This window comes from Streptomyces sp. NPDC039480 (assembly GCF_055597165.1).
In genome coordinates this window covers 635,134-658,153 of record NZ_JBVITX010000003.1, presented here as the reverse complement: position 1 = coordinate 658,153, position 23,020 = coordinate 635,134, and the positions used below count along the sequence as shown (strand labels likewise).

Below are 23,020 nucleotides of genomic sequence, written 5' to 3'. Positions count from 1 at the left end.
CTTACGTGGGCCGTTCGGTGAACGTGACCTCGCTGCCATGGGCGAGGCGCGCTCCCAGGTTGATCCGCATCATCTCCAGGGCGGCCTCGGCGAGGTGCGGGTGGATGTGGGCGACCGCGTCGACCACCACCGTCACGTCGAGATGCCGGATGTGGGCGTCAAGAGCGGAGTACAGGACGCACTGCTCGGTCACCTGACCGCACAGCGTCACGTCCCGGACGTCCAGGTTCCACAGGAGGTAGGTGAGCGGGGTCTCGTAGAAGATCGAATGGCGGGCCTTCACGACGAACAGGGAGTCGTCGTCCGGCCGGATCGGCTCGACCAGGTCCGCGTGGGGCCCGGCCATGGCGGCGTCGATCAGCTCTCCCTGGTGGGAGCGCCACTGGCCGAAGTTGTCGTTGACGTAGATCACAGGGACGTCGTTCGCGCGGGCCGCCGTCAGCAGCTCGGCGAGCACCGGGACGACCTTGCGTGCCGAGGGCAGCAGCAGCTCGGCGTCCCGGTGGTCGTACGTGTTGATCATGTCGATCACGATCAGGGCGCTGCCGGCACCGTGCCGCCCGGTCATGGCTTCAGGAGCGTCTTGACCATGCCGTCGTCCTTGGCCTGGAAGGTCGCGTAGGCCGCCGGGGCCTCCTGGAGCGGCAGGTGGTGCGTGGCGAAGGTGTCGACGCCCAGCGGGTCGTCGTCCGTGAGGTGCGGGCGGATGTCCTCGACCCAGCGCCAGACGTTGGCCTGGCCCATGCGCACCTGGAGCTGCTTGTCGAACATGGTCAGCAACGGCATCGGGCTGGCCGCCCCGCCGTAGACACCGCTGATCGAGAGGGTGCCGCCGCGCCGGACCGCGTCGATGCCCGCGAGCAGCGCGCCCATGCGGTCGACACCGGCCTTCTCCATCAGGGGGCGGGCGAGCTTGTCGGGCAGCAGCCCGGTCGCCCACTGGGCGGCCTTCGCCACCGGTGCCCCGTGCGCTTCGAGACCGACCGCGTCGATCACGGCATCCGTGCCGCGCCCCTGGGTGAGCTCGCGGACGGCGTCCCCCAGATCCTTCTCGTGCTGCCGCAGGTCGAGGACGGTGACGCCGTTGCGTCGGGCGCGTTCGAGCCGCGTGTCCACGAGGTCGACACCGATCACCAGCTCCGCCCCGCGCAGCCGCGCGATGCGCGTGGCCATGTCGCCGATGGGGCCGAGGCCCAGCACCGTGACGCTGCCACCGGGCGGGATGTCGGCGTACTCCACGGCCTGCCAGGCGGTGGGCAGCACGTCGGACAGGTACACGAACCGGTCGTCCGGCGGCCCCTCCGGCACCTTGATGGGCAGGGTGTTGCCGAAGGGCACGCGCAGCAGCTCCGCCTGACCGCCGGGGACCTGCCCGTAGAGCTTGGTGTAGCCGAACAGGGAGCCTCCGCTGCCCATGGACGTGACCTGGGTCGTCTCGCACTGCGACTGGAGCCCCTGCCGGCACATCCAGCAGGTGTTGCAGGAGACGTTGAACGGAATCACCACGCGGTCGCCTACGGCCAATGCGGTGACGTCGGGGCCCTTCTCCACCACGACACCCATGGCCTCGTGGCCCAGGATGTCGCCGACGTCGAGAAACGGCCCGAGGACCTCGTAGAGGTGGAGGTCCGAGCCGCAGATGCCGGTCGACGTCACCTGGACGATCACATCGTCCGGCTTCTCGATACGGGGATCGGGGACGTCGTCGACACGTACGTCGCGTTTGCCTTGCCATGTGAGAGCACGCATAGGGACGTACCTTCCTTGCTGGCTTGCGTCTGGCCGGGTGTGGGCTCCTTCTCCCAGGCTGCCCACACAGTGCGCCGGTCCGCCACAGGGGCGAGGACGGCCCGTGACGTGTACCCGAGATCCCCTGCGTAAGACCGGAAGCTCCGAATCCGTCCCGGGGGCGTGCTTCAGTGCGCTCCCCCGGCGGTCTTGAGAACCGTGCCGCCAACCGGTGAAGTGACGTGGACCTGAGCCGAGAGGAATGGGACGGCCATGACCACGAAGCAGCACAGCTCGTCGCCCGAGACCCGCTGGGAGCGGGCTGTCGTCGTCGGCGGGGGGTATGCCGGACTCGTGACCGCGCGGGTCCTGGCCGATCACTTCGCCGAGGTGCTGGTCCTGGAGCGCGACCCGGTGCGGACGGACACCGGAGTCCACCCCCACGTTCCGCAGGGCTATCACGCGCACGCACTGCTCGCCCGGGGCGGCGAAGCGCTGGAAGGGCTCTTTCCGGGGCTCCGGGCGGAGCTCGCCGAACTGGGTGCGCCGGTCTTCGACTACGGCGAGCGGATCAACTTCCTGCTGCCGACGGGCTACGCGCCGGCCACCACGGTCGGCGTCTCCGTCCAGACCTTCACGCGCGACGAGCTCGAACGGCGCCTGCGGCAGCGTGTGGCGGCCCTCCCTGCCGTGCGCGTGCTCTCCGCGACCCACTGCGAGACGGTGACGGCGAGCGCGCCCGGCCGCCTCGACCGGGTCCGCTACCGAACGGAGGGCGCCGACGAGGCCACCGACGTCACCGCCGACCTGGTCGTCGACGCCTCGGGCCGCGCCACCTCCGTCGACCGCTGGCTGACTGACGCGGGTCTGCCCGTCTCCGCCAAGACCGTCGTCAAAGCGAAGATCACCTACACCTCCGCCCTCATCGAACGCCCGCCGGACGACCAGCAGGACTTCGACGTCGCCTACCAGATGGCCTTCGCGCCCGACGTCACACGCGGCGGAGTGGTCCTCGCCGTGGAACACCACCGCTGGATGTGCTCACTGCTCGGCGTCGACGGGCACGTGCCGCCCACCGACGACGAGGGCTACCTCGACTTCGCCCACAGCCTCGACAACCCCCGCCTCGCCGAACAGATCAAACGCGGCACCCGGCAGGGACCGGTGCACCGCTACACCAACCCCGGCAACGAGTGGCGGCTGCACCACAAGAACGCCCGCTGGCCCGAACGCCTGATCGCGCTCGGCGACGCGCTCTGCGTGTTCAACCCGGTCTACGGCCAGGGGCTCACGGTCGCCGCGCTCGAAGCGGAGCTGCTCGGCCGGCTCCTGGCCCGCCACCGGGCAGGCCCGGCCGGACTCGACGGACTCAGCCGCGCCTACCAGCGCGCTGCGGCCCGCGTCATCCAGGTCCCCTGGACCATGGCCACCAGCTCGGACCTCATGTGGGCACCCGGCAGGCAGCCGCTGCCCGCGCGCTTCGCCCACTGGTACAACCAGCAGGTGTTCGCGCTCGCCGTGCACGAGCCGGACGTGTGGGCGCGCTTCGTGCGGGTCCTCAACATGACGGCCCCGCCCTCGCTGCTGTTCCGGCCGGCCGTGCTCACCAAGGTGGTACGCCGTCTGCTCAGCCGCCGCACGAGCTGAGACGGCGTCAGCGCACTCCGTGCGGCCGGAACTGGATGCTGATGCGGCCTCCGGTCGCCCGGGCCGACTTGGGGACGGCGTGCTCCCAGGTGCGCTGGCAGGAGCCGCCCATCACGATCAGGTCGCCGTGTCCGAGCGGGTGCCGGACGGTCGCGCCGCCGCGGCGCGGCCGGAGCAGCAGGTCCCGGGGCGCTCCCACGGAGAGGATGGCGACCATCGTGTTCTCACGGGCGCCCCGGCCGATGCGGTCGCCGTGCCAGGCCACGCTGTCGCGCCCGTCGCGGTAGTGGCAGAGGCCGGCCGTCGTGAACGCCTCGCCGAGCTCGGCGGCGTAGTGCGCGGAGAGGGCCTGCCGGGCTTCGTCGAGTACGGGGTGGGGGAGGGGTTCCCCGGCGCCGTAGAAGGCGAGGAGGCGGGGTACGTCCACGACCCGCTCGTACATCTGGCGGCGTTCGGCCTTCCACGGGACGTCCGCGGCCAGCCGTTCGAACAGGGCGTCGGCGCCGCCGAGCCAGCCCGGCAGCAGGTCCAGCCACGCCCCGTCGCCGAGGACCGTCCTGCGGATGCCGGCCAGGGAGCCCAGGCGCACGTCGTCGCTCTGATCGAAGAGCGATCCCTGGAGCTGGTGCGTTGCCATGCGCCCACTGTACTCGCGAATCGAACGCTTGAGCTAATGAGCGCTCGGGCAGGTCACCGCGGAGAGGGTGCGGAAAGCGCGGGAGCGCGCACCCGGAGTGGGTGCGCGCTCCCGAGAGGTGCGGTCCTGGTCACCGCTTGCCCGTGAAGAGGCGGTAGGCGAACAGCACGATCACGGAGCCGATGATGGCGGCGATCCACGTCGACAGGTGGAAGAACCCGTTGATCGAGTGGACGCCGAAGATCACCTTGCCCAGCCAACCACCCAGCAGGCCGCCCACGATGCCGATCAGGATGGTCACCAGGCAGCCTCCCGGGTCCTTGCCGGGAGTGAGGGCCTTGGCGATCGCCCCAGCGATGAGACCGATCAGGATCCAGGCGATGATGCCCACGAGCACGTTCCTTTCCTTGTGCGCCGGTCGGCGCTGGATTGCCAGGCCGACATCACACATCGAATGTCCCTTCGAGAGCGGCTCACACAGGACCAAGGTCCTGTTTGCCGGGGGACGAAAGGCCGGACCGGATTCCGGCAGGCGGGTGGCGCACCCGGCGCTTATGGTGGCCGAGCGGCCTACGGAGACAGCCATGACGTCAGCCAAGAAGCCCCCGGTCGAGCCGGCCCAGCGCCTGCTCCTGACCGGTGTGGGCAGCTTCGACTGGGACCTGGTGAGCGGCGAACTCAGCCTCGACGCCGGGTCCCTCGCGGTGCTCGACCTGCGGCCCGACGAATTCAACGGCCTCGTGACCTCACTCCAGAAGCGCATCCCGCCCGAGGAGGCCGTGCGCATCAACTACGCGGTGACCCAGGCCGTCACCGCCGGCGACGACCTGTACGGCGTCTACTTCCGGGCCCGCCACCGGGACGGCACCATCCACCTCAGCCACACGCGGGGCCGCATCCTGCGCGACGGCGAGGGCCGGGCCGTGCGCGTGCTCGGCGTCCTGCGGACGGCCGACAACGACGGGTCGGAACTCGCGGCCATCGACCCCAGGGAGGAGCGGCGCCAGGGCATCGCCCTGATGGTGCAGGGCACCACGGAGGCGCTCTCGCGGGCCGTCACGGTCGACGACGTGGTCGCCGTGCTGTCCGGCGCCAGCGGCCTGGACCGGTTCGCCGCCGACGGCCTCGTCCTCGGCCTGGTCGAGGGCGAGAACCTGAAGCTGATCGCCCTGGTGGGCCAGACGATGCAGGCCCTCGACGAACTCAAGCTGTACGAGTTCGACCAGTCGCTGCCGCTGGCCGAGGCCGTCATGACCCGCCAGCCCCGCTTCGTGGGCTCACTGCCCGATCTCGCCCGGCGCCTCACCCACCTGCGGCCGTACATGGAGCACATGAAACTGGACTCGGCGGCGTTTCTGCCGCTGGTCGCGCAGAACCGCGCCATCGGCGGCCTCGCGCTCTTCTACCGCGGCAGGAAGGACTTCACCGACGCCGACCGCAACCTCTGCATCGGCCTGTCCGGGATCGTCGCCCAGTCGCTGCAGCGCGCCATGCTCTTCGACGAGGAACGCGACCTCGCCAAGAGCCTGCAGGCCACGATGCTGCCGCGCGGGGTACCCGCCGTCCCGGACTCCGAGGTCGCCGTCCGCTACCACGCCGCCTGGGGCGGCCGCGAGGTCGGCGGCGACTTCTACGACGTCGTCACCCTGCCCCGGGGCCGGATCGGCCTGGTCGTCGGGGACGTACAGGGACACGACACCCACGCCGCGGCCATCATGGGACAGCTGCGCATCGCCCTGCGGGCCTTCGCCGGTGAGGGGCACCCGCCAGGCACCGTGCTGTCCCGCGCCTCCCGCTTCCTGGCCGAGCTGGACACCGAGCGGTTCGCCACCTGCACCTACGCCCAGTTCGACCCCGCCACCGGCATCGTGCGCGCCGTACGGGCCGGACATCTGCCGCCTCTCGTGCGGCACGTGGACGGCCGGGTCGGCGTGCCGCGCGTCGCCGGCGGGCTGCCGCTCGGCCTTGCCACCGAGTTCGGCATGGAGGACTACCCCGAGGTGCGGCTCGACCTGGTGCCGGGCGAGACCATGGTGCTCTGCACGGACGGCCTCGTCGAGGACGCGGGACTCGACCTCGACACCGGCATCCGGAACCTCACCGACGAGATGCGCGCGGGCCCCGAGGGGGCCGAGGAGCTGGCGGACCACCTCTCGCACGCGCTGTGGGAGCGATGGGGCACCGGCGACGACGTGGCGCTCCTGGTCCTGCGCCGGCTTCCCGACCCGGGCACACCCCAGGAACCCCGCATCCACCGGTACGTCCACCAGGCCGACCCGGAAGGCCTCACCGACGCGCGCGCCGCGCTGCGCGAACACCTCGCGGCGTGGGGGTTCGGCGCCGTCGCCGACGACGTCGAGGTGGCGGCGGGCGAACTCCTCGTCAACGCCCTGGTCCACACCGACGCGGGCGCCATCCTCACGCTGGAGGTCCTCTCCGGCCCGCCGCGCCGCGTCCGTCTCTCGGTGGGCGACCGTTCCAGCGACCGCCCCCGCAGGAGATCCCCGGGCGAGACCGCCACCTCCGGCCGCGGCCTGCTCCTGGTGGAGGCGGTCGCGTCGCGCTGGGGAGTCGAGCCGCGCGGCGAGGGCAAGGCCGTCTGGTGCGACTTCACCGCGCCCGAGGGCTGACAGCCCGTGTCCTGCCCCCCGGCCGGTGGACCGGCGGGCTGAGCCTTCGTTCCCCGCCCGCCAACTCTCCTGCGTCTAGGCTTCGCCGTATGGAGCAGCGCGAGATCATTCAACGAGTCGTCGGCATCCTCACCGAGTCGCTCGAGATGCGTCGGCAGGTACGCGAGAACCCGGACGGAGAGATCGAGAACAGCGGCGCGGTCGGCGCGATGCTCGAGGAGATGCTGCCACGCATCGAACTCCCCGCCGAAGCCACCCCCATCGAGGTCGCCGCGGTCGTGGGCCAGGAACTGGGACCCGTCATCGAACAGATCACGTCCGCCTTCGCCTTCTCCTTCGCGCAGCTCGCCGAGGTCCACGACGAGGGACGCATGGACGTGTCCTCCGCGGACGTGCTGAGGTCCATCGCCCTGCACTTCGAGAGCGAGGAAGCGGAGGAGGAGTAGGAGCCTCGCAGTCACACCCGGCCCCGTCGGCGCGCATCACGGGGTCCGTGCCGGGTACGCGGGGTGGTCTCCGCCCCCGGCGGCCACGTGGCGGCAGCGCCGACCCTGTGCGCAGCCTGGTGGCGGACCCTCTGAAGTCACTTCACAGAAGGAAATGCGATGCGCGCCCTTTCTCTGGTCTGCACCCTCAACGCGTCCCCGGAACCCTCCAGCAGCCAGCTGCTCTCGGACCAGGTGCTGCGCGAGCTCGAAAAGCTCGACGTCACCACCGAGACCGTCCGCGTGGCCGATCACCAGGTGCTCCCCGGCGTCGCCATCGACATGGGCGGCGACGACGCCTGGCCGGCGCTGCGGGAGAAGGTCCTGCAGGCCGACATCCTCCTGATCGCCACACCCATCTGGCTGGGCCACCCCTCCAGCATCTGCCAGCGCGTCCTCGAACGGCTCAACGCCGAGTCGTCGGAGACCGACGAGCAGGGGCGCCCCTTCACCTACGGGAAGGTCGCCGTGGTCGCCGTCGTCGGCAACGAGGACGGGGCCCACAAGGTCAGCGCCGACACCTTCCAGGGGCTCAACGACATCGGCTTCTCCCTGGCCCCCAACGCCGTCACGTACTGGGTCGGTGAAGCGCAGCACGGCACCGACTACCAGGACCTCGAAGCGACCCCCGAGGAGGTCGCCGAGACCACCCGCACCCTCGCCGCCAACGCGGTCCACCTCGCCGGCCTGCTCAACGACCACCCCTACCCGGCGGTCTGACGAGCCCACGTGTGTGTGCCTGGGCGAGCGCACGCGTGTGCGTGCCTGTTCGGGCAACCGGATCTGCCCGGCGGGCTCCTGACGCGCGGCGCGGGCTCTCCTAGCGTCGTGACGTGAGCCTTTGGACCTCCCTGGAACCCGCCTCCACGACCGTCGACCCCGGCGGCAGCACCACGGTGCTGCTGCGGGTGCGCAACACCGGCGACATCGTCGACGCCTACCGCTTCGAACCGGTCGGTGACGCCGCCGCCTGGACCACGGTGGAGCCGCCGTCGCTGCGGCTCTATCCGGGGACGACCGGCACGGTGGAGCTGACGTTCGCCCCGCCGCGCACCCCGGACGCGACCGCGGGACCGATTCCGTACGCGGTACGGATCACGCCGACGGAACAGCGGGGCGCCGTCACTGTCCCCGAGGGCAACCTCACCGTCACACCCTTCACCGAGGTGCGCGCCGAACTCGTGCCGCCCACGGTGAAGGGGTGGTTCCGGGGGCGGCCGCAGCTGGCGGTCGACAACCTCGGCAACACCAGGGTCACCGCGTCGCTCAGCGGCGGTGACAGCGGCGACCGGCTGACGTACGACCTGGATCCCGGCAACGTCCAGATCGAGCCGGGCCGGGCCGCGTTCGTGAAGGCGACGCTGCGGCCCCAGCAGATCATCTGGTTCGGCGCCAAACAGGAGCAGCCCTACGCGCTGGCCGTACGACGCTCCGGCGCCGAGCCGGTCGACGTGGCAGGAACCTTCGTGCAGCGCGGGGTCCTGCCGGGCTGGCTGGCCGCCGCCCTCGGCCTGCTCCTCACGGTGACGATCGCGTTCGTGACGATCTGGCTGACGTACCGGCCGCAGATGACGACCGCGGCGCGGGAGAAGCCGCAGGAGGCCGGCAAGGTCGAGCCGGCCGGCCCGCCCCCGCCGGCCAGCAACGCGCCGTCCCCGCCCGCCGAGAAACCGGAGGAGCCCGCGGAGAAGCCCGACAAGGAGCCACCGGCCGAACCGGAGGGCGGCGGAGACGGCGGCGGCGGTGGTGGCGGGGAGGAAGAGCCGGAGGAGGAGACGGCGGCCACCGCGGTGCGCGACCTCGCCGGCAGCAGCGAGGGCCGCCACATCTGCTACCGCGTCTTCGTCGGTGGCGAGGGCTGGCAGACCCCGGTGTGCGACGGGGCCGAGGCCGGCACGGCGGGCACGGCCATCAAGGCCCTCGACATCGCCGTCTCCGACACCCAGGGCGTCACCGGCGCCGGCGCCTACGTGGGGGAGGGCTGGCGGAAGGGCGACGAATGGGAGAACGCGGACGACGAGGAGGACATGGTCCTCGGCAGCACCGAGGAGGCGGACCCCGCCCTGCAGGGATTCACCCTCAAGGTCTTCGACGGCGCCGTCTGCCACGACACGTACATCAAGGACCGGCAGTGGACGGGCGAGACGTGCACCGACCCCGGCAACTGGAAGTACGGCGGCAGCCCGATGGAGGAGAACCTCCAGCTCGAATCGGTCCGCTTCTCCGTGTGGGAGACAGGCACCGGGTGAGAGCGGGGCGGCCCTCAGATGTAGCCCTCGCGCAGCGCGTACGCCACCACGTGTGCCCGGTTGCGCAGGTGCAGGCGGGTGGTGAGGCCGTACATCACGTTCTTGACGGTCCGTTCGGAGTACGACAGCTTCAGGGCGATCTGCGCGGTGTCGAGCCCCTCGGCCACCAGCCGCACCACGTCCATCTCGCGCTTGGTGAAGCCCGAGAAGAAGCCGGGCTCGTCGGCGCCGCCCCGGTGCAGGCGCCGCACCTGGCCGATCAGCTGGCCCAGCAGATCGGCGGGCAGGTCGCCGCCGCCGCGGGCGGCGGTGAGAACCGCGTGCACCAGGCGCTGGGCGGTCGCCTCGCGGCGCCAGACGACGGCTTTGACCCCGCACTCGATGACGTCGATGAGCTCGTGCTCGCGGACGGCACCCGTGACGAGCACGGCACGCGCGCCCTCGCTGCGCACGGTGCGTCGCAGCCGGGCGAGCGCCGCCTCGTCGAGGGTGTCCTCGACGAGCAGGGCGACGGTGGCGGGCCCGGAGTTCTCGCACAGTTCGACCTCCGGGTGCCGGCGCAGCTGGCTGAGGACTCCCTCACGGCTGATCGGGTCGGGCGCGGTGACGGCGACCCGCACCCGGTTCGTCTTCGGTGCGGTGACAGGTATTTCAGTTGCCGGCGTATCGGTGACTGGCGTGGACAAGGGATCTTCCTCACGTGGGCAGCGGGCGCCGCCGGTGCCGAGAGGACCGGCGGCGCCCGAGGGGGTGGATCAGGAGCAGGACTTGTAGAAGTGCTTCCAGCCGTCGCCGGGCATGGCCGGCGGCTCGGCCGGAGTGCCCCAGTCGCCGTACTTCTGCTGGTGCTCCTGGTTGTACTTGCCCGGGCCACTGGCCGCCTTCGACAGGCGGACGTTCCGTTCGAGGACGCCGTCACCGGCGTAGTTCAGGATCGCGAGGTCCGGGTGGGCGTCGTCGCCGTAGTTGGCGACGCGGAGCTGGCGGGCCTCGCCGGCCTCACCGATGTCCAGGTGCCGGGCGCGGGCCGAGGCCAGGTCCGCGCGCTTGAGCGGGCCGGGACGGTAGTCGGCGACGCGGGCCGTCGCCGGGTCGTCCACGCCGGACGGCTCGACGATGTTGACGACCATGTCGAGCTTGCCGTCGTTCTGGAAGTCGGCGACCGCGGCGGTGGCGACCTCGCCGGGCTTGGCGCCGAGCAGCTTGCCGACGGAGTGCTTCACACCGAACGTGCCGTCGGCGGCTCCCCACTGCACCGTCATCCTGGTGCCGGTGTGCCCCGGGTTCGTGATCTTGTCCGGGCGGCCGTCGCCGTCGAGGTCGCCGACCAGCGTCGTGGCACCGGCCAGACACGGGGCCGCCGCCGACGCCTCGGCCGCACCGGCCTGGTGACCGGCGAGCGTCAGGGTCAGGGCGACGGCCGCGACCGGCACGGCGATCAGACGTGAGCGCTTGCGAACCATGTACGTACTCCCAAAGTCGTTGCTGCGGATCAGTGCTCGGCAACCCGGCCGTGGACGACCGGCCGGTGAGCACGGACCCACCCTGCGGCGAGAGCCGTCCCGGCCGCCACGATTGCCGGGAAGTTGGGGATGCTGGAATGCGAAAACACGCTCTGACCTGGGGGAACGCAAGCTGCCTGGAACGCGTGAGTGGGATGCTCCGCCGCGCGCATGCGTGAAGATTGCGAATCGGGGGACTTGGCGCACAGGGTTGGTTCAGCGGCGTTCCCCCGGGGGGCCGCTCCGGCCCAGGTTTCCCTGGTTCGGCCAAGAGCCGGGGAAGCCGCCCCCTCACCGGGAGCGATGTCCGGTTACGGTTCCGATATGGCCGACTACCGCATCGAGACCGTACGCAACGGCGAACGCGACTGGACCGCCCGCAACGACCGCGGCGCCGAGGTCCGTGTCGCCGCCGCCGACAACCCCGACGCCCAGCCCTCCTTCACCCCGGTGGAACTCCTCCTCGCCGCGCTCGGCGGGTGCGGCGGGCTCGTCGTGGACCGCACGGCCAGGACCGTGGACCACGACGGGCTCCGCATCGTCGTCGAGTCGGTGTCCCGGCCCGAGGACGACGGCCGTGTCGGCGTGGTCCGTGTGGCCTACGAACTCGACCTGCCGGAGGGCGACACCGGCGCCGCCGAGACGCTGGAGCGCGCCATCCGGCTGACGCACGAGAAGTACTGCACGGTCAGCCGCACCGTCGAGCACGGAGCGCGCGTCGAGGCCCTGGGCCCCGACGGGACCGCGCTCTTCACGGGCGGCTGACCGGACCCGGTTCGGTCAGGACAGCGGCTCCACCCACACATCGCGGAACCGGACCTTGTTGCCGTGGTCCTGCAGCCGGATGGCGCCGGCCGCCGCCGACTCCGGGTCGCCCCCGCCGGTCGGGCCGTCGACGGCCACGTCGTCGTGGACCTTCCGGCCGTTCCAGACCACCGTGACCCGCGCGTCCGACGTCTTCTTGCCGTCCGCGTCGAAGCGGGCGGCACGGAACGTGACGTCGTACGTCTGCCAGGTCTCCGGCGGTTTCGAGGCGTTGAGGTCGGCGGCCTTCTTCTGGTAGATCGCCCCCGCCTCGTTGTCCGCGAGCTTCGGCACGCCGTACGAGTCGAGGATCTGCACCTCGTACCGCTCCTGGAGGTAGACCCCGCTGTTGCCGCGGTCCTGCCCGGTGACGTCGTCCGGGAGCTTCGGCACCCGGAACTCGACGTGCAGCCTGAAGTCCTCGAAGTGCTGTTTCGTGCGCAGGTCGCCGCAGCAGACCTCCATGGACTTCTCGGCGGTGTGCGGCCATTCGGCGCTGCGGCCGTCGGTGTGCTGCCAGGCCGACGCGACGCTGCCGCCGGAGAAGAGGTCGATCCGCGCCCCGGGACGCCGGATCTCGACCGCGTCGAGGTTGACGTGCCCGGTGTCCCCGGCCCCCACTCCGTAGGTGATGGTGTTGCGGCCCGCGCGCAGTTCGAGGCGTTCCGTCTTGGTGGACCAGCGGTCCCACCGGTCGGTCGACGGCAGGCTCGTCCGCTCGGCGGCGGCGCCGTTGACGCTGACGCCGACCGTCTTGGTGCCGGGGGAGGGGTGCGGGCCGTTGGCGTACCGCAGGCCGACGTCGTACGTGCCCTTCTTCGCCACCTCGACGTCGAAGGTCGCCTTCGCGCCCTGCTTGCCGAAGCCGTCGACGAAGCCTGCGCCCGTGAAGCCGGCGTGCTCGGTGTCGGTGCCCGCGCCGCCGGCCAGCCGCGCCGATTCCGCGTCGTACGTGGTGACGGGCTCGGCCGGGCCCGGCTTGGCGTTGAGGGTGTACCAGGCCTCGGTGGACCAGAGCTGCTCGCCCGAGGACGCGGAGAACGGGCGCGGCGAGCGGACGTGGACGACGCGGTCGCTCTTGAGCCCCGGGATGGTGAGCCGCACCTTGCGCCGGTCGTCGGAGAGCTGCGCCGACGTGACGGGCAGTACCTCCTCGTCGATCTTCGGGCCGCCGTAGGCGGGCGTCGGGGCGTAGCGCCACTGCTCGACGGCGTACGCGCCCTTGGTCAGCTTGGCCGCGGTCTCCTCGGACAGGGGCTTGGTGTAGGCGAGTTCGAAGCCGTCGCGGGTCGCGCGCATCGTCTTGATGTCGAAGGCGGTCGTGCCGTTCGGCGTCAGCTTCTGCAGGCCGAAGCGGAGCTTGCCCTCCTGACCCCAGTTGCCGTCGGCGCCGAGTCCGCCGGTGTAGATCGCGCCGTCGGGGCCCTCACTGATCCGGGTGATGCCGGACTCCAGGCCCTGCGTGTGCCGGAACACCGCTCCCTGGTACTCGCCCTTCACCTTCTCCAGATCCGCGCGCTGCAGCCCGCCGTAGGTGACGTCACCGAACACCATCTGCCCGGCGAACGGCCCCTTCTTCAGCCGCATCGGCGTGCTGGGCGAGTTGGCGATCTCGTTCTGCGGGAGCCACAGCACCGGCTTGGTGACGGGCTTGTCGTCGTAGGGTCCTGCCGGGTTCATGTAGTGGTTGAAGAACCGGTCCTGCTTGATGTGCACCAGCTTGGACGCGGGGAGCCAGCCGCCCTGGTTGTCCGTGACGAACAGATCGCCTTCCGGGCCGCGTCCGATTCCGTTCGGGGTGCGCAGGCCTCCGGCGAGATAGCTGACCTTGCCCGTCTTCCGGTTGACCTTGACGGTCGTGCCGCGGTTCGGGGCGGGCTGCGGGTCGGTGGTCGCGCCGCCGTAGTCGATGGCGACGGAGAGGTTCAGATAGAAGTCGCCCTTGTCGTAGAGCAGACCGAAGGCGAACTCGTGGAAGTTCTTGCCGTACGGCCACTCGGCGATCTTCCGCTTGCCGTCGGTGACGTCGTCGCCGTCCGTGTCGTTCAACTCGGTCAGCTGGTGCTTCTCCGACACATACAGCTTCCCGTCCACGTACTTGATGCCCATCGGCTCCCTGAGCCCGTCGGCGATCTTCTTGTACGTGACCTTGTCGGGCCCGGTGTCACCGGTGACGTTGTCGAGCAGGTACACCTCGCCCTTCGTCTCGGTGCTGCCGCCCCACGTGGAGATCGCGAGCCGGCCGTCGGGCAGCCAGTCCATCGCGGACACCTGCGGCTCGAAGCCCTTCGGGCGCAGGTCGGTCAGCTCGTACCCGGGGTTGACCTCGGTGAGCGGCAGACCGTCGCCCGGTGTGTCGTACGTGCCCTCGCACTCCTTGCGGCCGGGCGCCGTGACCCGGACGACATCGGCGTCCGTGCTGAGCACCGAGTTCGGCACGACCGTGAACTCGCTCGCCCCCGGCGGCTTCCACTGGAGGGTGACCTGCTGCTCGCCGCCCGCGTCGAAGTGGTCGACGCGCAGCGACTGATATCCGGCGTCGAGTGTGATCCGGCCGTCCTTGGGCTCGGCGCCGTGCAGCCCGTCGTGGTCGATGACCTGCTGGCCGCCGAGGAAGAGCCGTGAACCGTCGTCGCTGATCAGCCGGAAGTCGTACGCGCCTGCCTCGGGCACGTTGAGATTGCCGATGATCTGCGACACGAAGTTGTTGCTGAACCCGAAGCCGTCCGTGGAGGTCCAGTCGGCGGTCGGAATCAGCTTGTCGACATTGGGGGTCTGTGCGGGCTTTAGGTCGCACAGCTTCTTCAACGGGGTCTGGACGTCGAACACCCGCAGGGTGACGCCGGGTTCCTGCGGCGGCAGGTCCGCGAAGGGCCGCGGGTCGTCGTCCGCGGCCGCGGCGGGCGTCAGCAGGCCGCCGCCGAGCAGGGCGGTGAGCAGCAGGCCGGTGGATCTTCGGGCTCTGCGGCGGGTGCGGCCGGATATCGGTCCGGGGCGTGGCTTCACTCTTCCTCCTGCGTGGTTCCGGCGGATTTCCGGCATGGGTTACGCAGATTTCTGTGGCAAAGCGACGCTCAGCGTAGGGACGGTGTCCGAGGACGTCCACACTTTGTCCAGAGAAAGGAAAAACTGACCTGCCCTCGGCTCGGCCAACGGGCGGTGACCCCTACGCGGGGTCCAGGCGGGCGACGCTGCCGCCGATGTCGAGGACGTACAGCTCGCCCCTGCCGCCCTGCACGAACGAGACGACCTCGCCGCCGTTGACGCCGAGGTCGCTGACGCCGGTGACCTTGCCGCGCTCCATGCGCAGCGCGCGCAGGGTGCCGTCGCAGTAGTCACTGAACACGTACTGACCCCTGAGGGCCGGGATCGCCCTGCCCCGGTACACGTATCCGCCGGTCACCGAGCAGCCGAGGCCGCCGCGGCCGTACTCGTACACCGGCGGGACGTGGTTCGCGGGCTCGGTGGCGCCGCGGAAGGGGTGGGTGCCCTCCATCCGGGCCCAGCCGTAGTTCTCGCCGCCGTCGCTGCTCGCGGGGGCCCAGTCGATCTCTTCCCAGTCGCTCTGGCCGACGTCGCCGATCAGCAGGTCGCCCGTGCCCGAGTCGAAGGAGAACCGCCATGGATTGCGCAGCCCGTACGCCCAGATCTCGTCCCTGGCGTTCGGGTCGCCGACGAACGGGTTGTCCGCCGGGATCGCATACGGCTTGCCGCCGCGCGGGTCGATCCGCAGCAGCTTGCCCAGCAGGGTGTCGAGGTTCTGTCCGTTGCCGTGCGGATCGCCGCCCGAGCCGCCGTCGCCCAGCGCGATGTAGAGATAGCCGTCCGGGCCGAACTTGATGTCGCCGCCGTTGTGGTTCGCGTAGGGCTGCGTCTGGGTGAGGACGGTGCGGCGGGTCTCGGGGCGGATCCTGCCGTGCCGCACGGCGAACTCGTCCACGGTGCTGGTGCCCTCGAGGTCCGTGTACGAGATGTAGAAGTGCGCGAGCCTGTTGTCGAACGCGATGCCCAGCAGGCCGCGTTCGCCGTCGGTGGTGGTCTCGTCGGAGATGTCGAGGACGGGCTTGCCGAGCCCCTGGGGGCCCAGGACCCGTACGGTGCCCGCGCGTTCGGCTATCCAGACCGTGCCCCCGGGCCCGGCGGCACCGGCGGACGGGTTCTTGGCCATGGCCACCTTCTTGAGCGCGACCTTGGCGGCTGCTTTCCGGTGCGGCGTGGCGGACTCGTCCGCGGACGCCGTGGTGAAGGCGAGGGAGACGACGAGGCAGAGGCTGCCGATGACTGCCGAGCTTCTGGTGCGAACGTTCACCGTGATCCTCCTGGAGGCGGCGAATGGGGGGGGAGGTCACCATGGTGTGCTGGCCGGCCACGGATGAGAATACTGGGACGGACCCCATTGGCGTAGACCAAGGCGCCATCCATTTTCATCCGCCCCTCCCTCCCCCTCACGCCCGCTCGCGCGACATGCGCCCGACATGCGCGCGACAGAGGATCAGGCGGCGAGCAGAGGCTCGCTCACCGCGCCGACCCGCCGCAGCCGGAACCGCGCGACGGCGAGGGCGGCGTCGACGCTTCCGGTCCCGGTCGACGCGCACAGCGAATAGGCGACGTCCTCCATCCGCCGCCGCGCCACCGCGCTGCCCGTGCCGGCGTGCAGGGTGCGCAGCTCCTCGTACTGCTCGACCAGGTTCTTCAGGACGAGATGGGCCATGAGCATGGGTCGTTCTCCCTCATATCCGCTGCTTGCAGGGGTGCACGGCCTCTTGTGTCCCACGCCTCGACCGGCATTCCTCGGCATTTCGGATATTTCAGGTGGGATGCTCGGCGCTCACTCGCCGTTCTTCTGCACCAGGCAGTCGTAGCCGAGCTGCATGACGTCGGCGACCGCCAGGGTGGAGAGGCCGCCCGTCACGGTCCGCGTGGCGCGTGGCCACAGCAGGTGGGCGCCGGTGACGGTGGTCGTCAGCCAGACGCTCAGGCAGAACGGGCAGGTGACGAGCTCGCCCACGGTCGACCTGAGGTCCCCGCCGCGCGGGCTCTCCTTCACCTCGGCAGGGCCGGTGCCCTCCTCGTAACTCGTGAACGGCGCACGGAGGGGGCTGGTGACCGATCCCTTGCTGAGCAGTCGGCTCAGCCGGAAGGTGGCCGTCGCCGCGAGCAGGATGTCCCAGGGCTCGGGGCGCTCGGGGAGCTTGGTCTTCCGCAGGTGGACGGCCGCGCCCCAGGCCGCCGTGTACGCGCCGAAGGCGACCACGGCGCCGAGGTGACCGCCGAGCCGGTGTTCCTCCCTGCCGGAGTAGGCGCTCCGCGCGCGCCGGAAGGCTCCCCTGATCCGTTGCACGCCAGTGCCTTCCTTGCGAGAGTCCTGAAACACCGTGTCCTCCACTCAAGCGCGTCGGCGGCCTGCGCGCCTCAGGGACGGGGCCGCCCAGGCGACAGGTAACCCGTCGCCGCCGACGGAAACGGAGACCGATGGTCTCGTTCGCGTGGTCCGGCGTCCGGACGGCTGAACTCCGTATGGTCGGCGCGGCGCACCGGCCGCATGTGTGTGATCGTGGACGGGGCGGGGTACTGGGGCTCAACCATCCAGCCCGCACGCGCGCCTGCACGCGGGCTCGTGCACGCGGTCACTCGTCAAGGAGCCGATGGTCATGACGGACGTATCCAGCATGGGTTCACCCGCGGACGACCCCCGGCCGGTGCTCACCGACCGGCAGGGTCATCCCATCTACGACAACCAGAACCAGCGCACGGTCGGCGCGCGAGGCCCGGCCACGCTGGAGAACTACCACTTCCTGGAGAAGATCAGCCACTTCGACCGCGAGCGCATCCCGGAGCGCGTCGTCCACGCCCGGGGCGTCACCGCCTTCGGATACTTCGAGGCGTACGGGAAGTGGGGCGACGAACCGATCAGCCGGTACACCCGCGCCAAGCTCTTCCAGGAGCAGGGCAAGCGCACCGACGTCGCCCTGCGCTTCTCCACCGTCATCGGCGGCCGCGACTCCTCCGAGGCCGCCCGTGACCCGCGCGGCTTCGCCGTGAAGTTCTACACGGAGGACGGCAACTGGGACCTCGTGGGCAACAACCTCGGTGTCTTCTTCATCCGGGACGCCGTGAAGTTCCCGGACGTCATCCACGCGCTGAAGCCCGACCCCGTGTCGCACGAACAGAAGCCCTCCCGCATCTTCGACTTCATGTCGCAGACCCCGGAGAGCATGCACATGCTGGTCAACCTCTTCAGCCCCCGGGGCATCCCCGCGGACTACCGGCACATGCAGGGCTTCGGCGTGAACACCTACAAGTGGGTCAACGCCGAGGGCGACACCGTCCTCGTCAAGTACCACTGGATGCCCAAGCAGGGCGTGCGCAGCATGACCGAGGAGGACGCGGCGAACGTGCAGGCCGGCGAGCTCGGCCACGCCACCAAGGACCTGTACGAGGCGATCCGCCGGGGCGACCACCCCGAGTGGGAGCTGCTCGTGCAGGTCATGGAGGACGGCGAGCACCCGGAGCTGGACTTCGACCCGCTGGACGACACCAAGACCTGGCCGGAGCAGGACTTCCCGCCGAAGGCCGTCGGCCGCATGGTGCTCGACCGCACGGTCGACAACTACTTCGCCGAGAACGAGCAGATCGCCTTCGGCACCGGTGTCCTGGTCGACGGACTCGACTTCTCCGACGACAAGATGCTCGTTGGGCGCACCTTCTCTTACAGCGACACGCAGCGCTACCGCGTGGGCCCGAACTACCTGCAACTGCCGGTGAACCAGGCCAAGAACGCGGAAGTGCGCACCAACCAGCGCGACGGCGCGATGGCGTACGACAACCGGGCGGCGAACGACAACCCCGAGGTCAACTACGAACCGTCGATCACCGGCGGGCTCCGCGAGGGCCAGTACCCGACGCACGACGAGCAGGGCCCGGAGATCCGCGGCCGGCTCACCCGCAAGCGGATCCCGCTCACCAACGACTACCTGCAGGCGGGCCAGCGCTACCTGCTGATGGAGGACTGGGAGCGGGACGATCTCGTACGCAACTTCGTGGACCTGATCTCCCAGTGCGACCGGAAGGTCCAGGAGCGCATGGTCTGGCACTTCCTCCTGGTAGAGAACGACCTCGGGCTGCGCGTCGGCGAAGGGCTGGGCATCGGCCCCGACGACGTGACCCACCTGGAACCGCTGGCGGGCCAGACGCTGACGGACGAGGACCGCTCGCGCCTGGAGCGGCTGGGCAAGAACCCGCCGCGCGACGTCTCCGGCCTGACCATGACCCACTGCGTACCCAATGAGCGGCACGAGGTCACGCGCTGACGAGGAGGCGCCGTGAGCAGTCGCCCCGGCAGAGGGACGTGACCTATCGGTCGTCCTCTGCCGGGGCCGTGTCGTGGGTGATCAAATCGCCTGGCTGGCACCGCAGGACGTCGCAGATCCTCGACAGGGTCGAGAAGCGGATGGCCTTGGCCCGCCCGTTCTTCAGCACGGAGAGGTTGACGACGGTGATGCCGACCTTCTCGGACAGCTCGGTGAGCGTCATGCCGCGCTCGACGAGAAGCCGGTCGAGATGGATCCGGATCGAGTGACGTTCCTCTTCGGCCATCAGATGGTCCCTTCGAGATCCTCCCGCATGCGCACACCCTCGCGCATGATCTTCCCCATGATCACCGCGGCGAGACCGGCGAGGATGAGCGCCTGCGGCCCGGTGACCGTCGGCCCCGAACCCGCGACCGGCGCCATGCTCCCCGTGAGCCAGGACTGCGACCAGCCGACGACGAGCCCGGCCAGCGGGGTGCCCACGGCGACGCACCAGCCGAGGACGGAGAGCCGGCGCGCCACTGTATCGGTGAACGGGCCGTGCGCCAGTACAGCCTGCAGCAGCCGGGAGAAGAGCAGCAGCGCGAGGGTCCCGAACAGCAGCCAGGGGAGGCGGCCCCCGAGGTCGGCGGCGCGCTGCGCCACGGAAGGACTGTCCTGACACAGGCGTGTGGCGCTTGCGGACGCCTCCACGCCCTGGCCGACCGGCAGGCCGTCCGGCCCGAGTGAGGCGTTGGCCCAGAAGCCCGTCTCCACGCAGACCGCTCCGTCGTCGAGCATGTGGGTGAGCGCCGTGCCGGCGAAGGCGAGCCCGCAGAGCACCGCCAGCGCAAAGGTGACCGAGGCCAGAGTCCTCGTGAGTCGCGTGTTCACCGCGCCCCTTCCTATCGTTTATCGATATGCCGCAGGCTAGCGGAGCATATCGATAATCGACAAGTTCACCGCCGGGCCGGCGGCCGCGCTCAGGGCTGCTCCGGCACCCGTCGCCGTACGTCGTCGTGGAGATTGCGCATCGCCATCCGGTAGAGCTCGGCCTGGTGGGCGCCGAGGAAGCCGGTGTGACCGAACACCTCCAGGGCGACCATGCCGTGCACGTAACCCCACACGCTCAGGAGCAGGGCGGTCGCGGGAGGCGGCAGGGCCTCGCCGCTCATCGGCGACAGGTCCTCCAGGTGAGCCAGGAAACCGGGGGAGAGCGACCGGGTGTCGGCGGCGGCCAGTTGGGCGGGTGTGAAGCCTCGGAACAGCTCCCGCTCGAAGACCGCGGCCATCCGGCGGTTCGCCTCCGTGGTGGGGCCGTCGACGGGGGCGTGGTACTGCCGCAGCGGCGCTCCGTAGAGGAGTTGGAACCGCTCCGGGTTGTCGATGGCCCACCGGCGGTAGCCCTCGGCCGCGACCACGAGGCCCGGCAGGCCGGGGTCGTCCGGCGCGGTGTCCGCGGCGGCCTGCACGGCGTCGGCGAGGTCGTCGTACGCCTTGGTGATCAGCACCGTGACGAGGTCGTCCCGGCTCGGGAAGTAGTGGTACAGCGCCTGCACGGTCATGCCGAGGGCGCGGGCCACCGCCCGCAGGGACAGGGCGTGCGGGCCGTGCTCGACGATGTGGGACTCGGCGGCACCGACGATCTCCTGGGCGGCGACGGCGCGGCGCCGCTCACGCAGTGACAGACCGGACAGCGGAGCTTTCTCTCGGGGCATGAAAAAAATCTAACACTGCTCAAACAAGTTGATCCTCGCTAGGTTCGGCCGCGATACACCCCCTCACGCCGCACCACCGAAGGAGAACTCGCGTGTTCGAACGCATAGCCGAGCTGGCGATCCGAAGGTCCCGGCTGGTCCTCGTCGTCACCGCCGTGGCCGTGGTCCTCATGGGCGCCCTGGGCGCAGGCGCGTTCGGGAAGCTGCTGGGCGGCGGGTTCGACGACCCGGCCTCGCAGTCCTCCCGGGCCAGAGACGTCATCGACGAGAGGTTCGGCGGAGAGACGAACCTGGTGCTCCTGGTCCGCGCCTCCGACGGCCGCGTCGACGCACCGGCCGCCGAGCGGAGCGGCCGGGCCCTGGTGGCCGACCTCAAACGCGAACAGGACCTCGCCGACGTCGTCGCGTACTGGGACACGAAGAGCCCCGACCTCCGCTCCAAGGACGCCCGCGAGGCCATCGTGCTCGCCCGGGTGAAGGGGCACGACGCCGAGCAACAGGAGAACGCCAAGGGCGTCATCGACGCATACGCCGGAACCTACGAAGACACCCTCACCGTCAAGGCCGGCGGCAGCGCGGGCGTGAGCTACGAGATGGGGCCGCAGACGGAGAAGGATCTCGTCCTGGCCGAGGCCATCGCCGTGCCGCTCATCCTCCTGCTGCTCCTGGTCGTCTTCGGCACCGTGGTCTCCGCGCTGCTCCCGCTGGCGATCGCCCTCATCGCCGTCGTCGGCGTGTTCGCCGAGCTCTATGTCGTCGGCAGCGTCACCGACGTCTCCATCTTCGCGATCAACCTGACCACCGCGCTCGGCCTCGGCCTCGGCGTCGACTACGCCCTGCTGATGATCAGCCGGTTCCGGGAACAGCTCGCGGCCGGGGCGAGCGTGGAGGACGCCGTGCGCAAGACGATGAGCACCGCGGGCCGCACGGTCGCGTTCTCCGCCGCGACGGTGGCGGCCGCACTCGCGGCACTCATGGTGTTCCCCCAGTACTTCCTCCGCTCGTTCGGATACTCCGGCGTCGGTGTCGTCGTCATCGCGGCCCTCGCCACCCTGTTCGTCATGCCGGCCCTGCTCAATGTCCTGGGACACCGGGTCAACAGCGGCCGGATGCCGTGGGCGAAGCCGGACCGCTCCACCGCCTCCGCGACCTCCGGCTGGGGACGGGCGGCCCGCACCGTCATGCGGCGGCCCGCGCTCACCGCGCTGCCCGTGCTCGCCGTCCTGCTGCTCGCGGCCAGCCCGCTGCTGGGCAGCACCTTCGGCACGGCGGACGAGCGGGTGCTGCCCGAGGACGCCCAGAGCCGCCAGGTCTCGACGGCCCTGCGGGAGAACTTCAACGGCAACGACGCGGCCGCCCTGCACGTCGTCATCGACCAGGCGGTGGACAAGGCGCCGCTGGCGTCGTACGCGGCCCGGCTGTCCGACCTCCAGGGCGTCGCCCGCGTCGAGGCCGCCACCGGGACCTACGCCGACGGACGCTCCGAACCGACCGGCCCCGGCAACGCGGCACTCGGCCGCTCCACGGCCCAGCAGCTCAACGTGGTCACCGACCTGACGCCGAAGTCCGACGCGGCCAAGGACCTGGTCGCGAAGGTCAGGGAGACCGCCCCGCCCGCCGAGACACACCCGCTGGTGGGCGGAGCCGACGCCGAACTCGTCGACTCCAACGACTCCATCGGCGGCAGGCTGCCGCTCGCCGTCGGCCTGATCGCCGTCACCACCTTCCTGCTGCTCTTCCTCTTCACCGGCAGCATCGTGCAGCCCCTGCGCGCGCTCGTCCTCAACGCGATCAGCCTCGCGGCGACCATCGGCGTCATGACCTGGATCTTCCAGGACGGAAACCTCTCCGGCCTGCTCGGCTTCACCGCCCAGCCGATGGAGACATCGATGACCGTGCTGATGTTCTGCGTCGCCTTCGGCCTCTCGATGGACTACGAAGTGTTCGTCACCAGCCGGATCAAGGAACTCCACGAACTGGGCGAGGACAACGAATCCGCCGTCGTCAACGGACTCGGGCACACCGGACGCATCGTCAGCGCGGCGGCCGTCCTGATCGCGGTGAGCTTCTTCGCCTTCGGCACGGCCGAGATCAGCTTCATGCAGCTGTTCGGCCTCGGCAGCGGGCTCGCCATCCTCATCGACGCCGTCGCCGTACGAGGCGTCCTCGTCCCGGCCGCCATGCGCCTGCTCGGCCGTACGGCCTGGTACGCGCCGGAGCCGCTGCGCAGGTTCCACAACCGGTTCGGCCTGAGCGAGCACGGCCCCGCGCCGGAACCGGCGACCGTCCACCCGCACGAGAAGGACGCGGCGGGGGTCTGACCGTGCGACC

The 23,020-nt window shown here is 70.6% G+C and carries 21 protein-coding genes; 8 read left to right on the top strand and 13 right to left on the bottom strand.

The genetic code is table 11. The features are described 5' to 3' along the window. Position 1: 1 nt before the first annotated feature. Both ACZ56E_RS13610 and ACZ56E_RS13605 read right to left on the bottom strand, forming a co-directional pair. Positions 2-568, bottom strand: coding sequence for a cysteine hydrolase family protein (locus tag ACZ56E_RS13610; RefSeq protein ID WP_471213935.1), 567 nt, complete (start codon positions 566-568; stop codon positions 2-4). Continuing rightward, the gene (locus ACZ56E_RS13605; RefSeq protein ID WP_471213934.1) at positions 565-1,749 is read right to left on the bottom strand and encodes an alcohol dehydrogenase catalytic domain-containing protein; all 1,185 of its coding nucleotides are present in this window, start codon (positions 1,747-1,749) and stop codon (positions 565-567) included. Before ACZ56E_RS13605 ends, ACZ56E_RS13610 begins: the two co-directional genes overlap by 4 nt. 252 nt (positions 1,750-2,001) lie before the next feature. Here ACZ56E_RS13605 and ACZ56E_RS13600 point away from each other — a divergent pair, with 252 nt between their 5' ends. Continuing rightward, positions 2,002-3,375 carry an NAD(P)/FAD-dependent oxidoreductase gene (locus ACZ56E_RS13600; protein ID WP_471213932.1) on the top strand — a complete coding sequence of 458 codons (1,374 nt, stop codon included), beginning with the start codon at positions 2,002-2,004 and terminating at the stop codon, positions 3,373-3,375. Between the two features lie 7 nt (positions 3,376-3,382). Here the strand turns inward: ACZ56E_RS13600 and ACZ56E_RS13595 are convergent, their stop codons facing one another. Both ACZ56E_RS13595 and ACZ56E_RS13590 read right to left on the bottom strand, forming a co-directional pair. Continuing rightward, positions 3,383-4,012, bottom strand: a complete 630-nt coding sequence (locus tag ACZ56E_RS13595; RefSeq protein WP_468605312.1) for an alpha-ketoglutarate-dependent dioxygenase AlkB — start codon at positions 4,010-4,012, stop codon at positions 3,383-3,385. Between the two features lie 130 nt (positions 4,013-4,142). Then, positions 4,143-4,403, bottom strand: a complete 261-nt coding sequence (locus ACZ56E_RS13590; protein ID WP_468331466.1) for a GlsB/YeaQ/YmgE family stress response membrane protein — start codon at positions 4,401-4,403, stop codon at positions 4,143-4,145. Between the two features lie 193 nt (positions 4,404-4,596). On the opposite strand from ACZ56E_RS13590, the gene ACZ56E_RS13585 reads away from it, so the two are divergent. The 4 genes from ACZ56E_RS13585 to ACZ56E_RS13570 all read left to right on the top strand — a co-directional run bounded on the left by ACZ56E_RS13585 (position 4,597) and on the right by ACZ56E_RS13570 (position 9,376). Then, positions 4,597-6,642: a SpoIIE family protein phosphatase gene (locus tag ACZ56E_RS13585; RefSeq protein WP_471213931.1), complete on the top strand. Its 2,046-nt coding sequence runs from the start codon at positions 4,597-4,599 to the stop codon at positions 6,640-6,642. 89 nt (positions 6,643-6,731) lie between these two features. Then, a complete protein-coding gene (locus tag ACZ56E_RS13580) occupies positions 6,732-7,088 on the top strand; it encodes a hypothetical protein (RefSeq protein ID WP_468605308.1) in 357 nt (118 codons plus the stop codon). 159 nt (positions 7,089-7,247) lie between these two features. Next, the gene (locus tag ACZ56E_RS13575) at positions 7,248-7,847 is read left to right on the top strand and encodes a flavodoxin family protein (protein ID WP_468605306.1); all 600 of its coding nucleotides are present in this window, start codon (positions 7,248-7,250) and stop codon (positions 7,845-7,847) included. 113 nt (positions 7,848-7,960) lie between these two features. After that, positions 7,961-9,376: a hydrolase gene (locus ACZ56E_RS13570; RefSeq protein ID WP_471213928.1), complete on the top strand. Its 1,416-nt coding sequence runs from the start codon at positions 7,961-7,963 to the stop codon at positions 9,374-9,376. Between the two features lie 14 nt (positions 9,377-9,390). Here ACZ56E_RS13570 and ACZ56E_RS13565 read toward each other — a convergent pair whose 3' ends face one another. Both ACZ56E_RS13565 and ACZ56E_RS13560 read right to left on the bottom strand, forming a co-directional pair. Further along, positions 9,391-10,026, bottom strand: a complete 636-nt coding sequence (locus ACZ56E_RS13565) for a helix-turn-helix transcriptional regulator (RefSeq protein ID WP_468606046.1) — start codon at positions 10,024-10,026, stop codon at positions 9,391-9,393. 105 nt (positions 10,027-10,131) lie between these two features. Then, positions 10,132-10,839 (bottom strand): FG-GAP repeat domain-containing protein, encoded by a 708-nt coding sequence (locus ACZ56E_RS13560; protein WP_471213926.1) that lies wholly within the window; start codon positions 10,837-10,839, stop codon positions 10,132-10,134. Positions 10,840-11,202: 363 nt separating this feature from the next. Between ACZ56E_RS13560 and ACZ56E_RS13555 the strand changes: the two genes are divergently transcribed. After that, positions 11,203-11,643, top strand: a complete 441-nt coding sequence (locus ACZ56E_RS13555; RefSeq protein WP_471213925.1) for an OsmC family protein — start codon at positions 11,203-11,205, stop codon at positions 11,641-11,643. Between the two features lie 15 nt (positions 11,644-11,658). Here ACZ56E_RS13555 and ACZ56E_RS13550 read toward each other — a convergent pair whose 3' ends face one another. The 4 genes from ACZ56E_RS13550 to ACZ56E_RS13535 all read right to left on the bottom strand — a co-directional run bounded on the left by ACZ56E_RS13550 (position 11,659) and on the right by ACZ56E_RS13535 (position 17,023). Then, positions 11,659-14,724: a 3-keto-alpha-glucoside-1,2-lyase-like domain-containing protein gene (locus ACZ56E_RS13550; RefSeq protein WP_471213923.1), complete on the bottom strand. Its 3,066-nt coding sequence runs from the start codon at positions 14,722-14,724 to the stop codon at positions 11,659-11,661. 124 nt (positions 14,725-14,848) lie between these two features. Then, a complete protein-coding gene (locus ACZ56E_RS13545; protein ID WP_471213921.1) occupies positions 14,849-15,991 on the bottom strand; it encodes a PQQ-dependent sugar dehydrogenase in 1,143 nt (380 codons plus the stop codon). A gap of 183 nt (positions 15,992-16,174) precedes the next feature. Next, the gene (locus tag ACZ56E_RS13540) at positions 16,175-16,399 is read right to left on the bottom strand and encodes a DUF5133 domain-containing protein (RefSeq protein WP_471213920.1); all 225 of its coding nucleotides are present in this window, start codon (positions 16,397-16,399) and stop codon (positions 16,175-16,177) included. A gap of 111 nt (positions 16,400-16,510) precedes the next feature. Then, positions 16,511-17,023, bottom strand: coding sequence for a DUF1360 domain-containing protein (locus ACZ56E_RS13535; protein ID WP_471213918.1), 513 nt, complete (start codon positions 17,021-17,023; stop codon positions 16,511-16,513). Positions 17,024-17,333: 310 nt separating this feature from the next. On the opposite strand from ACZ56E_RS13535, the gene ACZ56E_RS13530 reads away from it, so the two are divergent. After that, positions 17,334-18,992 carry a catalase gene (locus ACZ56E_RS13530; RefSeq protein WP_468605290.1) on the top strand — a complete coding sequence of 553 codons (1,659 nt, stop codon included), beginning with the start codon at positions 17,334-17,336 and terminating at the stop codon, positions 18,990-18,992. A gap of 43 nt (positions 18,993-19,035) precedes the next feature. Here ACZ56E_RS13530 and ACZ56E_RS13525 read toward each other — a convergent pair whose 3' ends face one another. The 3 genes from ACZ56E_RS13525 to ACZ56E_RS13515 form a co-directional block, all read right to left on the bottom strand. Next, entirely contained in the window at positions 19,036-19,278 is a 243-nt protein-coding gene (locus ACZ56E_RS13525) for a helix-turn-helix domain-containing protein (RefSeq protein ID WP_468605288.1), read from the bottom strand. Next, positions 19,278-19,865: a DUF2975 domain-containing protein gene (locus tag ACZ56E_RS13520; protein WP_471213915.1), complete on the bottom strand. Its 588-nt coding sequence runs from the start codon at positions 19,863-19,865 to the stop codon at positions 19,278-19,280. Before ACZ56E_RS13520 ends, ACZ56E_RS13525 begins: the two co-directional genes overlap by 1 nt. 89 nt (positions 19,866-19,954) lie before the next feature. Further along, a complete protein-coding gene (locus ACZ56E_RS13515) occupies positions 19,955-20,689 on the bottom strand; it encodes a TetR/AcrR family transcriptional regulator (protein ID WP_471213913.1) in 735 nt (244 codons plus the stop codon). A gap of 92 nt (positions 20,690-20,781) precedes the next feature. Between ACZ56E_RS13515 and ACZ56E_RS13510 the strand changes: the two genes are divergently transcribed. Beyond that, positions 20,782-23,010 carry an MMPL family transporter gene (locus tag ACZ56E_RS13510; RefSeq protein ID WP_471213910.1) on the top strand — a complete coding sequence of 743 codons (2,229 nt, stop codon included), beginning with the start codon at positions 20,782-20,784 and terminating at the stop codon, positions 23,008-23,010. The last annotated feature ends 10 nt before the right edge of the window (positions 23,011-23,020 follow it).